The organism is Burkholderia sp. 567 (assembly GCF_040545115.1).
GTDB lineage: Bacteria > Pseudomonadota > Gammaproteobacteria > Burkholderiales > Burkholderiaceae > Burkholderia > Burkholderia ambifaria.
Window position 1 is genome coordinate 54,152 of the sequence record NZ_JBEPLG010000016.1, and the last position, 13,219, is coordinate 67,370.

11 protein-coding genes are annotated in these 13,219 nt (G+C 69.8%); 10 read left to right on the forward strand and 1 reads right to left on the reverse strand.

The window, feature by feature from the left end; all coding sequences use genetic code 11:
- Positions 1–31: 31 nt before the first annotated feature.
- The 9 genes from ABIC50_RS32050 to ABIC50_RS32090 all read left to right on the forward strand — a co-directional run bounded on the left by ABIC50_RS32050 (position 32) and on the right by ABIC50_RS32090 (position 11,303).
- The gene (locus tag ABIC50_RS32050; protein WP_354168760.1) at positions 32–931 is read left to right on the forward strand and encodes an SMP-30/gluconolactonase/LRE family protein; all 900 of its coding nucleotides are present in this window, start codon (positions 32–34) and stop codon (positions 929–931) included.
- A gap of 172 nt (positions 932–1,103) precedes the next feature.
- Positions 1,104–1,607, forward strand: a complete 504-nt coding sequence (locus tag ABIC50_RS32055; protein ID WP_354168762.1) for a MarR family winged helix-turn-helix transcriptional regulator — start codon at positions 1,104–1,106, stop codon at positions 1,605–1,607.
- Between the two features lie 226 nt (positions 1,608–1,833).
- Positions 1,834–2,664 carry a p-hydroxycinnamoyl CoA hydratase/lyase gene (locus tag ABIC50_RS32060; RefSeq protein ID WP_105832604.1) on the forward strand — a complete coding sequence of 277 codons (831 nt, stop codon included), beginning with the start codon at positions 1,834–1,836 and terminating at the stop codon, positions 2,662–2,664.
- Between the two features lie 47 nt (positions 2,665–2,711).
- Positions 2,712–4,160 carry an aldehyde dehydrogenase gene (locus tag ABIC50_RS32065; protein WP_354168764.1) on the forward strand — a complete coding sequence of 483 codons (1,449 nt, stop codon included), beginning with the start codon at positions 2,712–2,714 and terminating at the stop codon, positions 4,158–4,160.
- On the forward strand, positions 4,157–6,064 hold the full coding sequence (locus ABIC50_RS32070; RefSeq protein ID WP_354168766.1) for a feruloyl-CoA synthase: 1,908 nt from the start codon (positions 4,157–4,159) through the stop codon (positions 6,062–6,064). The genes ABIC50_RS32065 and ABIC50_RS32070 overlap by 4 nt, the downstream gene beginning before the upstream one ends.
- Positions 6,065–6,284: 220 nt before the next feature.
- A complete protein-coding gene (gene mhpT, locus ABIC50_RS32075) occupies positions 6,285–7,490 on the forward strand; it encodes a 3-(3-hydroxy-phenyl)propionate transporter MhpT (protein ID WP_011659853.1) in 1,206 nt (401 codons plus the stop codon).
- A 63-nt stretch (positions 7,491–7,553) separates the two neighbouring features.
- Positions 7,554–8,702 carry a porin gene (locus tag ABIC50_RS32080; RefSeq protein WP_354168767.1) on the forward strand — a complete coding sequence of 383 codons (1,149 nt, stop codon included), beginning with the start codon at positions 7,554–7,556 and terminating at the stop codon, positions 8,700–8,702.
- Positions 8,703–8,730: 28 nt separating this feature from the next.
- The gene (locus ABIC50_RS32085) at positions 8,731–10,452 is read left to right on the forward strand and encodes a tannase/feruloyl esterase family alpha/beta hydrolase (RefSeq protein WP_354168769.1); all 1,722 of its coding nucleotides are present in this window, start codon (positions 8,731–8,733) and stop codon (positions 10,450–10,452) included.
- A gap of 233 nt (positions 10,453–10,685) precedes the next feature.
- Positions 10,686–11,303, forward strand: a complete 618-nt coding sequence (locus tag ABIC50_RS32090) for a 3'-5' exonuclease (protein ID WP_354168844.1) — start codon at positions 10,686–10,688, stop codon at positions 11,301–11,303.
- Positions 11,304–11,305: 2 nt separating this feature from the next.
- Here the strand turns inward: ABIC50_RS32090 and ABIC50_RS32095 are convergent, their stop codons facing one another.
- Positions 11,306–11,782 carry an Lrp/AsnC family transcriptional regulator gene (locus tag ABIC50_RS32095; RefSeq protein WP_354168771.1) on the reverse strand — a complete coding sequence of 159 codons (477 nt, stop codon included), beginning with the start codon at positions 11,780–11,782 and terminating at the stop codon, positions 11,306–11,308.
- Between the two features lie 181 nt (positions 11,783–11,963).
- Between ABIC50_RS32095 and ABIC50_RS32100 the strand changes: the two genes are divergently transcribed.
- Positions 11,964–13,208: a diaminopropionate ammonia-lyase gene (locus ABIC50_RS32100; protein WP_354168773.1), complete on the forward strand. Its 1,245-nt coding sequence runs from the start codon at positions 11,964–11,966 to the stop codon at positions 13,206–13,208.
- Positions 13,209–13,219: the final 11 nt, after the last annotated feature.

Consider the following 13,219-nt stretch of genomic DNA (forward strand, 5'->3'; position numbering starts at 1 on the left):
CCTGCGCATGCAACAAGTATCGGGAGACGGAATGCAACAGATTGATCCGGCCGCGTCGGCGACGCGGCTGGCGGACACCCGCAACACGCTCGGCGAAGGCGCGACGTGGTGCGACAAGACGCGCGCGCTGTATTGGGTGGATATCGAAGGCGCGCAACTGTGGCGCTGCCGCGCGGACGGTTCGGACCTCACGCAGTGGCCGATGCCCGAACGGCTTGCGTGCTTCGCGCTGACGCACGATCCGGACGTGCTGCTCGTCGGGCTCGCGACGCAACTCGCGTTCTTCGACCTGCGCAGCGGCGCGTTCACGCGGATCGTCGACGTCGAACCCGAATTGCCGACGCGCCTGAACGACGGGCGCTGCGATCCGTCCGGCGCGTTCGTGTTCGGGATGAAGGACGAGGGCGGTGACCCGCCGCGCGCGGTCGGCGGGTTTTACCGGCTCAATGCCGACCTCACGCTCGAACGGCTCGCGTTGCCGCCGGCCGCGATCGCGAACAGCATCGCGTTCTCGCCGGACGGCTCGAAGATGTACTTCTGCGATTCGCTCGTGCGTGAAATCCTCGTGTGCGATTACGGCCGCGCGGGTGTGGCCGGCGTGCGGCCGTTCGTGCGGCTGACCGATGCGGACGGCGACCCGGACGGCTCGACGATGGACCGCGACGGCGGCCTGTGGAACGCGCAGTGGGGCGGCCGGCGGGTGGTGCGCTACGCCGCGGACGGCGTCGAGACGGAACGTATCGCGGTGCCGACCGCGCAGCCGAGCTGCGTGACGCTCGATGGCGAAGGCCGGTTGTACGTGACGAGTGCGCGTGTTGGGCTGAGCGACGACGCGCTGGCGAGCGATGCCGATGCCGGCGGCGTGTTCGTCGCGCAGACGCGCCATGCGGGGCTGCCGACCGCGCGCTTCATGGGCGCGCCGCGCGGCTGATCGCGTAATGGATCCCGTTCATGGGATGCCGCTGACGCAGCGGGCTTCACTGACACGCTCGCGGTCCGCCGCGCATGCATGAGCGCGCGGCGGCCGTCCTACTTCCCCGAACACCCCGTTCGCCCCGTCGACCTGCTGGTAAGATGGCCCGCAATTCCATCCCGCCCGCACCATGAGTTCCGCACCGACCAAGCCCGCGCACCCGAAGAACACCGCGAAGAACGCCCCCCGCGCGACGGGCGACAAGCCGAAGGCGCGCGCGCCGCAGCGCCTGACCTACGTGATCGGCGGCCTCGACCGGCTGCTGCGCCGGCATATGACCGACGCGCTCGCACCGCTCGGCATCACGCTCGCGCAATACACGGCGCTGTCGGTGCTGGAGGCGCGCGGCGCGTCGTCGAATGCGCAACTGGCCGAGCGCTCATGGATCACGCCGCAATCGGCGAACGAGGTGATGAGCGTGATGGCCGCCCGCGGTTTCGTCACGCGCGAGGCCGACCCGTCGCACGGCCGCATCATCCTGCTGACGCTGACGGACGCAGGCGCGGCGATGCTGCGTGAATGCGAAGCCGTGCTGCGCCCGCTCGAGACGCGCATGCTCGGCGACATCTCCGCCGACGACGCCGCGCACGTGCAGCGCGCGCTCGAACTGTTCTCGCGCAACCTGCGCGGCTGACCGACCCCCTTTTCGAACCATCCTGGCCCGGGCCGCGCGGCCCGCGGCCGCATTGCCGGTCGCCTGACCGTTCCCCGATTCCGTCGCTTCCCCCCCGCTTTGCGCTCCGGGTTTACACCGGCGCTCGTGCCGCTTGCAATATCAGGTAGCCTGATATTAAATGAAGCCGTCCGCAGCAGAAATGCTGCGCACCGAATCGCACAGGAACGAACGACAGGAACAGAACATGAGCAAGTACGACAACCGCTGGCAGACCGTTGAAGTGAACGTGGAGGCCGGCATCGCGTGGGTGACGCTGAACCGTCCGGACAAGCGCAATGCGATGAGCCCGACGCTGAACCAGGAGATGCTGCAGGTGCTCGACGCCGTCGAGTTCGACGACGACGCGAAGGTGCTGGTGCTGACCGGCGCGGGCAGCGCATGGACGGCCGGCATGGATCTGAAGGAATATTTCCGCGAGATCGACGGCGGCTCCGACGCGCTGCAGGAAAAGGTGCGGCGCGACGCGTCGGAATGGCAGTGGCGCCGTCTGCGGATGTACAACAAGCCGACGATCGCGATGGTGAACGGCTGGTGCTTCGGCGGCGGGTTCTCGCCGCTCGTCGCGTGCGACCTCGCGATCGCCGCGGACGAAGCGGTCTTCGGGCTGTCGGAGATCAACTGGGGCATCCCGCCGGGCAACCTCGTCAGCAAGGCGATGGCCGACACGGTCGGGCATCGCCGCGCGCTGCACTACATCATGACCGGCGACACGTTCACCGGCGTCGAGGCGGCGGAAATGGGCCTCGTGAACAGCAGCGTGCCGCTGGCCGGGCTGCGCGACGCGACGATCGCGCTCGCCGCACGGCTGATGGACAAGAACCCGGTCGTGCTGCGCGCGGCGAAGCATGGCTTCAAGCGTTCGCGCGAACTCACGTGGGAGCAGTGCGAGGATTATCTGTATGCGAAGCTCGACCAGGCGCAGTTGCGTGACCCGGAGCGCGGCCGCGAGCAGGGGCTGAAGCAGTTCCTCGACGACAAGGCGATCAAGCCGGGCCTGCAGGCATACAAGCGCTGATATCACCGTCGACGCAACCGCAAGAGACAGGCAAGGCAGGAGACGACATGACCGACAGACGGATGCTGATCGGGGGCGAGTGGTGCACCGCCCGCGACGGGCGAACCTTCGACCGATTCAACCCCGCGACGGGCGCGCTTGCGTCGCGCGCGCCGGCGGCCGGCCCGGCCGACGCCGACGCGGCGATCGACGCCGCGCACCGCGCGTTTCCCGCTTGGGCGGCGCTCGCGCCGACGGAGCGGCGCCGCCGGCTGCTGAAGGCGGCCGACCTGATGGACGCGCGCATCGACGAAATCATCGCGACCGGCGTCGCCGAAACCGGCGCGACGCCCGGCTGGCTCGGCTTCAACGTGACGCTCGCGGCGAACATGCTGCGCGAGGCCGCGTCGATGACCACCCAGATCGACGGCGACGTGATCCCGTCCGACGTGCCCGGCAATCTCGCGCTCGCGATGCGCGTGCCGTGCGGCGTGGTGCTCGGCATCGCGCCGTGGAATGCGCCGGTGATCCTCGGCACGCGCGCACTCGCGATGCCGCTTGCGTGCGGCAACACGGTCGTGCTGAAGGCGTCCGAAGCGTGCCCGGGCGTGCATGCGCTGATCGGCGCGGTGCTGGACGACGCCGGGCTCGGCGCGGGCGTCGTCAACGTGATCACGCACGCGGCGGCCGATGCGCCCGAACTCGTCGAGCGACTGATCGCGCATCCGCACGTGAAGCGGATCAACTTCACCGGGTCGACGCACGTCGGGCGCATCATCGCGCGCCACGCGGCCGCGCACCTGAAACCCGTGCTGCTCGAACTCGGCGGCAAGGCGCCGGTGCTCGTGCTCGACGATGCGGATGTCGACGCAGCCGTCGACGCGATCGCATTCGGCGCGTTCTTCAACCAAGGGCAAATCTGCATGTCGACGGAGCGCGTGATCGCCGCGCGGCCGATCGCCGATGCACTCGTCGAACGGCTCGCCGAGAAGGCGCGCACGCTGGTCGCCGGCGATCCGCTGGCCGGCCATCCGCTCGGCACGATGGTCGACGCGGCGGCCGCCGCGCGCGCGGCGTCGCTCGTCGAGGATGCCCGTGCGCACGGCGCGCGCTTGCCGCTCGGCTGCCGGATCGACGGCGCGACGATGCAGCCGGCGATCGTCGACGGCGTCACGCGCGACATGCGGCTCTATCGCGAGGAATCGTTCGCGCCGGTGGTCGCGATCCTGCGCGCGGACAGCGACGACGAAGCGGTCGCGCTCGCGAACGACAGCGAGTTCGGACTGTCGGCGAGCGTGTTCAGCCGCGATATCGCCCGGGCGATGACGCTCGCGCGACGGATCGAGTCGGGGATCTGCCACATCAACGGGCCGACCGTGCACGACGAGGCGCAGATGCCGTTCGGCGGCACCAAGGCGAGCGGTTACGGCCGCTTCGGCAGCCGCGCGTCGATCGCCGAATTCACCGAGCTGCGCTGGATCACCGTGCAGACCACGCCGCGTCACTACCCGATATGAGCGAGCCGACGATGAATGTAGCGACGCCCGTAAGTGGGCAGGTGAGCGACACGGGCGGCGTGCGCTATCGCGCGGCGGCCGTCGCCGTCGGCGCGGCCGAGATTCGCCGCTCGGACGACGGCACGTGGTACCTGCGTTCGCGCGAACCGCTCGGCGACTACCCGACGCGCCTGACCGACTGCCTGGTGCGCGGCGCGCAAGCGCACCCCGACCGCGTGCTGGCCGCGCGGCGCGGCGCCGATGGCCGCTGGATCGAGATCACCTACGCGCAGATGCTCGAACGCGCTCGCGCGCTCGGCCAGGGCCTCGTCGATCTCGGGCTGTCGGCCGAGCGTCCGCTTGCGGTGCTGTCCGGCAACGATCTCGAGCATCTGCAACTGATGTTCGCGGCGATGCTGGCCGGCGTGCCGTACGCGCCGATCTCGCCCGCGTATTCGCTCGTGTCGACCGACTACGGCAAGCTGCGCCACACGCTCGGCGTGCTGCGCCCGGGCGCCGTCTTCGTCGCCGAACGCGCGCCGTTCACGCGTGCGCTCGACGCCACGTTGCCGGCCGATGCGGCGCTGCTCGTCGCACGCGACGACGATGCCGGCGCGCACGGAAAGGGCCGCGCGGTGCCGCTCTCGCGCTTGCTCGCGACGGTCCCGCGCACGATCGACGCGATCCATGCGGCGGTCGGCCCCGATCATCTCGCGAAGATCCTGTTCACGTCCGGTTCGACGAAGCAGCCGAAGGCGGTGCCGACCACGCACCGAATGCTGTGCAGCAACCAGCAGATGCTGCGCCAGACGATGCCCGAGCTCACGCGCGAACCGCCGGTGCTGGTCGACTGGCTGCCGTGGAATCACACGTTCGGCGGCAGTCACAACCTTGGCATCGCGCTGTACAACGGCGGCACGCTGTACATCGACGACGGCCGCCCGATGCCGGGCCGCTTCGACGAAACCGTGCGCAACCTGCGCGAGATCGCGCCGACGATCTACTTCAACGTGCCGAAGGGCTGGGAAGAGCTGACCGTCGCGCTCGAACGTGATGCCGCGCTGCGCGACACGTTCTTCTCGCGCGTGAAGCTGTATTTCTTCGGCGGCGCGGGGCTGTCGCAGGCCGCGTGGGACCGGCTCGACCGCGTGACCTACGCGCATTGCGGCGAGCGCATCCGGATCATGGCCGGCCTCGGGATGACGGAGGCGTCGCCGTCGTGCCTGTTCACGACGGGGCCGCTGATGCGCGCCGGCTATATCGGGCTGCCCGCGCCCGGCTGCGACGCGAAGCTGGTGCCGTGCGGCGGCAAGCTCGAGCTGCGTTTCAAGGGGCCGAACGTGATGCGCGGCTACTGGCACGCGGACGTCGATCCACGCGACGTGTTCGACGACGAAGGGTATTACCGCAGCGGCGACGCGGGCGTCTTCGCCGATCCGCAGCGGCCGGAACTCGGGTTGCAGTTCGACGGGCGGCTGACCGAGGACTTCAAGCTGAGCAGCGGCACCTTCGTCAGCGTCGGGCCGTTGCGCGCGAACGCGGTGTCGAGCGGCGCGCCGTACGTGCAGGACGTGGTCGTCACCGGAATCAACCGCGACGACATCGGGCTGCTCGTGTTTCCGCGCGTCGACGCGTGCCGCGCGCTGGCGGGGCTCGCCGCCGACGCGCCGGTGTCCGACGTGCTGCGCGCACCGGCCGTACGCGCGGCGTTCACGACGTGGCTTGCCGCGCTGAACCGGCATGCCAGCGGCGGCTCGACGTTCGTCGCGCGCATCCGGCTGATCGACACGCCGCCGTCGCTCGATCTCGGCGAAGTGACCGACAAGGGGTCGCTGAACCAGGCGGCCGTGCAGCAGCATCGCGCGGCGACGATCGACGCGCTGTACGACCCGGCGCGGCGCGATCCCGACGTGATTTACGCGTAGGCAGCACGAGCAGGCATTAGCAGGAGCAAGCAGGACCAAGCAGGCATAACGACCGGCCGGTCACGACACCGGCAGGCATTCTTGCGGCCAGCGAATCAGGCTGCCTGATAAAGGCAGCCGTTAGGACGACACCTCGCGCGCCGATCCGCCACTGGCCAGCGGCGGCGCGCGGCGGCCGTTGCAGGGCCGACCGACTACAAGACATGGGATTGGAGACAGGATGAACACTTACGTTGCCGAAAAATCCACGGTCGCGACCACGCTCGCGCTGTGTTTCGCGGTCGCCCTCCTCGAAGGGCTCGACCTGCAGTCGGTCGGTGTCGCCGCGCCGCGCATGGCGCATGAATTCGGGCTGACCGTGTCGCAGATGGGCATCGCGTTCAGCGCGGGCACGTTCGGGCTGCTGCCGGGCGCGATGCTCGGTGGGCGGCTCGCCGATCGGATCGGCCGCAAGCGCGTGCTGATCGCGTCAGCCGTGCTGTTCGGGCTGCTGTCGATCGCGACCGCGCAGGTGTCGAGCTTCTGGATGCTCGTCGTCGTGCGCGTGCTCACCGGCATCGGCCTCGGCGGCGCGATGCCGAACCTGATCGCGCTGTCGTCCGAAGCGGTCGAGCCGCGCTTGCGCAGCAGCGCGGTGGCGACGATGTACTGCGGCATTCCGTTCGGCGGCGTGATCGCGTCGCTGATCGGCGTGCTGCTCGCCGGCGACACCGAATGGCGGCACATCTTCTACGTCGGCGGCGCCGGGCCGCTGCTGCTCGTGCCGCTGCTCGCGTGGTGCCTGCCGGAATCGCGCGCGTATCTCGACGTCGCCGGCACGCCGGCCGCGCGCACCAGCGTCGCGCACACGCTGTTCGGCGACGGCCGCACGACGTCGACGTTCGCGCTGTGGATCAGCTACTTCTGCACGCTGATCGTCCTCTACTTCCTGCTGAACTGGCTGCCGTCGCTGATGGCCGCGCGCGGGCTCGACCGTGCACATGTCGGCCTCGTGCAGATCGCGTTCAACGTCGGCGCGGGGCTCGGCGCGCTCGGCATCGGCGCGGCGCTCGACCGGATGCGCGCGTCGCGCGTGGTCGGCGGCATGTATGTCGGGATCGTGCTGTCGCTGGCCGCGCTCTCGGCCGCGCCCGGCTTCGCGTCGCTCGCGGCGGCCGCGTTTGCCGCCGGGATGTTCGTGGTCGGCGGGCAGTCGGTGCTGTATGCGCTCGCGGCGATCTATTACCCGACCGCGATGCGCGGCACGGGCGTCGGCGCGGCGGTGGCGGTCGGGCGGCTCGGTTCCGTCGTCGGGCCGCTCGCGGCCGCGACGCTGCTGGCCGCCGGCCGCAGCGCGCCGGTCGTGATCGGCGCGAGCATCCCCGTCACGCTCGTCGCGGCCGTCGCCGCGCTGGTGCTGATTCGCCGCCCGCAAGCCGGCGACTGACTTTCACGGTTTTTCGATGCGCGCCGTCAGAGCGCGCCTACTCAAGGTCTGGAGACAAACGCAATGAACACGAAAACCAGGAACGGCCTGCTGGCCGCCGGCGCCTGCTGCGCACTGGCCGCGCCGGGCGCGCACGCGCAGTCGAGCGTGACGCTGTACGGCATCATCGACACGGGCGTCGAGTTCGTGTCGCACGCGAACGCGGCCGGCGATCACGTGGTGCGCATGCCGGGCGTGACGGGCGAGCTGCCGTCTCGCTGGGGCCTGCGCGGCACCGAGGATCTCGGCGGCGGCTACCAGGCGGTATTCACGCTCGAAAGCGGGTTCAACGTGCGCGGCGGCGATCTCGGGCAGGGCGGGCGGCTGTTCGGGCGGCAGGCGTTCGTCGGGCTGAAGAGCGGCTTCGGCACGCTCGCGTTCGGCCGCCAGTACACGATGACGTATCTCGCGCTGCAGGGCGCGGACATCATCGGCCCCGACATCTACGGGCTCGGCTCGCTCGACGCGTACGTGCCGAACGGCCGCGCCGACAACGCGGTGACCTACGTCGGCACGTATCGCGGCGTGACGCTCGGCGCCGCGTATTCGTTCGGCCGCGACGGCGCGGGCACCGGCAACTCGCCGGGGCAGGGCACGTGCGCGGGGCAGGTGCCGGGCGACGCGGTGCAATGCCGCAACTGGTCGGTGATGCTCAAGTACGACAGCGCGTATTTCGGGGCGGCGGCGTCGTACGAGGAGCAGCGCGGCGGCACGGGCGCCGCCGCGAACTTCTTCGACGGCGTCGCGCCGGTTGCCTTCACCAGCAGCGGCGGCAAGGATGCACGCACGCACGTGAGCGCCTACGCGCAGGCGGCGGGCGCGCGCATCGGCGCGGGCTGGATCGGGCGGCGCGTGTCGACCGGTTCGCCGGCCGCGGCCGGCGCGCATTCGGACCTGTTCTTCCTCGGTGCGTCGTATGCGATCAAGCCCGACTTCGTCGTCGACGGCGAAGGCTACCGGATCATCAACAGCGCGCACGACACGCGCGCGACGATGGCCACGCTGCGCGCGACCTATCTGCTGACCAAGCGCACGGCCGTCTACGCGCAATCGTCGTATCTGTGGAACAGCGCGCATGCGCGCTACGCGGTCAGCGGCGGCGGGGCCGGCACGACGCCCGGCCAGGGGATGGGGCAGCTCGGCGCGATGGTCGGCGTCCGGCACATGTTCTGATTCGGCAGCCTGACGAACGGGAGATATCGTGAAGAGAAAATCTGCATTCCTCTGTATCGCGCCGCTGTCGGCGGCCATGCTCGCCGGTTGCGGCGGCGACGATTCGGTCAGCTCCGCGCCGACGCATCTGAGCGCCGCGACGCCGGCCGCGATGACGCAGACCTGCGACGCGCTCGCCGCGAAGCTCGCGTATGCGAACACGTCGTTCACATCGGTGACGACCGCGGCCGCCGGCGCGCTGACGGTGGCCGGCAAGCCGATCGCCGAGCACTGCGTGATCGCCGGGAAGATGAACGAGCGCGTGAGCGCGGTGGACGGCAAGACCTACGCGATCGGCTTCCAGATGCGCTTGCCGAAGGCGTGGAACGGTCGCTTCTTCTACCAGGCGAACGGCGGCCTCGACGGCAACGTCGTTACCGCGACCGGCGAGATCGGCGGCGGCGGGCCGCTGACCGACGCGCTGAACCAGGGTTTCGCCGTAATCAGCTCGGATTCCGGGCACAGCGCCGCGCAGAACCCGTTGTTCGGCCTCGATCCGCAGGCGCGGCTCGACTACGGCTACGGCGCCGTCGATGCGCTCACGCCGATGGCCAAGCAGGTGATCCGGCTCGCGTACGGGAAGACGCCCGACCGCAGCTATTTCGGCGGCTGCTCGAACGGCGGCCGTCACGCGATGGTCACGGCCGTGCGCAACCCGGGCGACTACGACGGGATCATCGCCGGCGACCCGGGCTTTCACCTGCCGAAGGCGGCGATCGGCGAGATGTACGGCGCGCAGCAGTTCGCGAAGATCGCGTCGGCGACCGGCTCGAACGGGCTGCCCGACATCCGCAGCGGCTTCAACGACGCGGAGCGCCAGTTCGTCGGCGCGAAGATTCTCGACAAGTGCGATGCGCTCGACGGCGCGACGGACGGCATGGTGCAGGACGTCGCCGCCTGTCAGGCGCACTTCAGCGTCGAGACGGACATCCCGACCTGCGCGAACGGCACGCGCACCGGAGCCTGCCTGACGACCGCGCAGAAGAGCGCGCTCGAGAACGTGTTCGCAGGGGCGCGCAACAGCGCGGGCACGGCGCTTTACGCGAGCTTTCCGTACGATCCGGGTGTGGCCGCTGCCGGCTGGGCGGGCTGGAAGCAGTCGAATTCGGTCACGCTCGACCCGGCCGCGATGGCGTTCACGTTCATGACGCCGCCGAAAACCGCCGCGACGCTCGCGAACCTCGCCGGCTTCGCGCTCGGCTTCGACATGGACAACGACGCGCCGGCGATCTTCGCGACGAACGGCGTGTACACGCAATCGTCGTGGTCGTTCATGACGCCGCCCGACGAGACCAACCTGTCCGCGCTGAAGTCGCGCGGCGCGAAGTTGCTCGTCTATCACGGCACCGGCGATCCGGTGTTCTCGTTCAACGACACGCGCGACTGGTATGCGCAGGTCGCCCAGGCAAACGGCGGCGATGCGTCGAGCTTCGCGCGCTTCTATCCGGTGCCGGGGATGAACCACTGCGCGGGCGGGCCGGCGGCCGACCAGTTCGATATGCTGACGCCGCTCGTGGCGTGGGTCGAGCAGGGGCAGGCGCCCGCCGCGATCGTTGCCACCGCGCGCGATGCGACGAACGCGGTGCCGAATACGGACGTGCCGACTTCGTGGGGGGCTGGACGCACGCGTCCGCTGTGCCCGTATCCGCAGGTCGCGCGCTACAACGGTTCGGGCGACGTGAATTCGGCGGCGAGCTTCAGTTGTCGCTGACGTAGCGGGTGTGCGGATGTGCCGATGGGTGCGTGGATCGGCACATCCGCGGTGGTTCCGCGGCGGCAATGGCGAGCGCGCCGGTGCGCAGGGAAAAAAGAGCGGGCGGTGAGCCGCGCGTGACGAGGGCGTTTGCCGCCGCAGGCCGCGCCCGGGATACTATGGCGCTTTCTTGTCGGTGCGACGCGTGCCGACCGACGTTCCTTGCCAGGTATCTTTCCTCCGATTCAACCATGCAAACCGTAGCGGTACTGGACTTCGAAACCACCGGGCTTTCTCCGAACCTCGGCGACAGGGCGACCGAGATCGCCGTGATCCTGCTGCGCGACGGCGAGATCGTCGACCGTTACCAGAGCCTGATGAACGCGGGACGCCGCATTCCGTCCGACGTCGTCGCGCTCACCGGGATCACGAACGAGATGATTGCGTCGGCGCCGCCAGTGTCGACGGTCATGAAGGAAGCCGCCGCGTTCGTCGGAAACCATCCGGTGGTCGCACACAACGCCGGCTTCGACAAGCGGTTCTGGCAGGCCGAGCTCAGGATGCTCGGCATGGCGGCCGAGCATGCGTTTGCGTGCACGATGCTCGTCGCGCGGCGCATCTATCCGCACGCGCGCAGTCATCGGCTGTCGAGCCTGGCGGACATGCTGCGCTTGCCGCAGACGGGCCGCGCTCACCGTGCGATGGTCGACGCGGAGATCGCGAGCCATCTGTGGTGCCGGTTGCAGCGCGACATCGGCGCGACTTACGGCCTGCGGCACATCGATCACGGGCTCATGTCGCGCTTGCAGACGACGAGCAAGGCCAAGGTCGCGACGTTTTTCGGGTCATTGGCCGCCGACGGGCGCTGACGTCACGCGTCGAGGTCCACCGGCACCTCGAGCCCGACCTTCACGCGGCTCATGCTCACCAGCGTCTTGAACCGCTTCACGTTGTTGTTCGCGAAGAACAGCTCGCGCGTGAGCGCGCTGTACTGATCCATGTTGCGCACGGCCAGGATCAGCACGAAATCCCATTCCCCGGTCACGTAGTAGCACTGCTGGATCTGCGGGCAGCGCTCGAAGGTCCGCTTCATCGCGTCGAGCAGGTCGATCTGCTCGCTCTCGACCTCCACGTTCACGACGATCGTCAGCGGATGATCGACCTTGTCCGGCGCGACGATCGCCGTATAGCGCTCGATCACGCCGTCGTCCGCGAGCCGTCGCAGGCGGCGGTTCACGGCGGCGGTCGACAGGTTCACGCGGGCGCCGAGTTCGTTCTGCGGCGTGTGCGCGTCGCGCTGGACTTCCATCAGCAGCTTGCGATCGAACGCATCGAGTGGGGTGGGCATGGTGGCGCGGCAACCTCGAAAGAATGAGAAATTTTTGCGTGCAGCCCGTCGATTTGGCGATTTTTTTGATGGGCCCGCGCAATATTATTTTTCGGACCGACGGCGAGCGCAACCCGTATGCGCCCGCACCGCACCCACCGACGGGCCGCCCGCGCGGCCCTTTTCCGGAGCCCTTCCCGCCATGCTGATCGCCAACCCCCGCGCGTCGCGCACCGACTATCCCGATACGCTGCGCCGTGTCATGAACATCGCGGCGGCCGACGAGAGCGGCGCGTGGCTGTCGCACTGGCAGCTCGTCGGCGCCGCGCGCACGCCGTTGCGCACGCTGCCGGATCTCGCCGCGCGGCTCGGCGTCGCGAGCGTCAGCGTGAAGGACGAGGCGTGCCGCTCGCCGCTCGGCAGCTTCAAGGCGCTCGGCGCGCCGATCGCGCTGATGCGGCTGGTGAAGCGGCTGCGCCACCGCGAGGAACTCGATCCGCGGGGGCTCGTCACGGGCCGCTACGCGGCGTCGCTCACCGACCTCACGGTGATCAGCGCGACCGACGGCAATCACGGCCGCGCGCTGGCCGCCGCCGCGCGCGCGATCGGTTGCCGCTGCGTGATCGTGCTGCATGCGCACGTCGACGCGGAGCGCGAGCACGCGATCGCCGCGCACGGCGCGCGGATCGTGCGGATCGCCGGCAACTACGACGAATCGGTCGTGCACGCCGCGCAGCTTGCGCACGAGAACGGCTGGCACGTCGTGTCGGATACGTCTTACGACGGCTACGAGGCGATTCCGCGCGACGTGATGCAGGGCTACGGCGTGATCGCGGCCGAAGCGCTCGCGCAGCAGCCGGCGGACGATCACGACGGTGGCGGCCGGCCGTTCACGCACGTGTTCCTGCAGGGCGGCGTCGGCGGTCTCGCGGCCGGCATCGCGAGCTATCTTTGGGAGCACGCCGGCGCGCGGCGCCCGCATTTCATCGTCGTCGAGCCGCGCCAGGCCGATTGCCTGTACCAGAGCGCGCTCGCCGGGCGCGCGACGAAGGCGACCGGCAGCGTCGACTCGGTGATGGCCGGGCTCGCGTGCGGCGAGGCGTCGCCGCTCGCGTGGGATTTCCTCGAGCCGAGCATCGACCACTTCATGCTGATCGACGACGGCGACGCAGTGCGGGCGATGCGTGCGCTGGCTGCCGGCAGTGCGCGCGACGTGCCGTTCGTGTCCGGCGAGTCGGGCGCGGCGGGCATCGCGGGGCTGACCGTGCTGATGGGCGATCCGGCGCTGGCGCATCAGGCGGGGCTCGATGCGCATTCGCGCGTGCTGGCGATCAACACGGAAGGCGCAACCGCGCCGTCCGTCTACCGGCAGTGTGTCGGCGACACGGCCGACGCGGTGCTCGCGCGCCAGCGCGACTGGCTGAACCACGCGGCCGCGATGGCCTGAATGAACCGGAC

Coding starts and splice junctions, on each gene's coding strand:
- ABIC50_RS32050 (WP_354168760.1), top strand. CDS start 32: ATGCAACAGATTGATCCGGCCGCGTCGGCGACGCGGCTGGCGGACACC.
- ABIC50_RS32055 (WP_354168762.1), top strand. CDS start 1,104: ATGAGTTCCGCACCGACCAAGCCCGCGCACCCGAAGAACACCGCGAAG.
- ABIC50_RS32060 (WP_105832604.1), top strand. CDS start 1,834: ATGAGCAAGTACGACAACCGCTGGCAGACCGTTGAAGTGAACGTGGAG.
- ABIC50_RS32065 (WP_354168764.1), top strand. CDS start 2,712: ATGACCGACAGACGGATGCTGATCGGGGGCGAGTGGTGCACCGCCCGC.
- ABIC50_RS32070 (WP_354168766.1), top strand. CDS start 4,157: ATGAGCGAGCCGACGATGAATGTAGCGACGCCCGTAAGTGGGCAGGTG.
- mhpT (WP_011659853.1), top strand. CDS start 6,285: ATGAACACTTACGTTGCCGAAAAATCCACGGTCGCGACCACGCTCGCG.
- ABIC50_RS32080 (WP_354168767.1), top strand. CDS start 7,554: ATGAACACGAAAACCAGGAACGGCCTGCTGGCCGCCGGCGCCTGCTGC.
- ABIC50_RS32090 (WP_354168844.1), top strand. CDS start 10,686: ATGCAAACCGTAGCGGTACTGGACTTCGAAACCACCGGGCTTTCTCCG.
- ABIC50_RS32095 (WP_354168771.1), bottom strand. CDS start 11,782: ATGCCCACCCCACTCGATGCGTTCGATCGCAAGCTGCTGATGGAAGTC.
- ABIC50_RS32100 (WP_354168773.1), top strand. CDS start 11,964: ATGCTGATCGCCAACCCCCGCGCGTCGCGCACCGACTATCCCGATACG.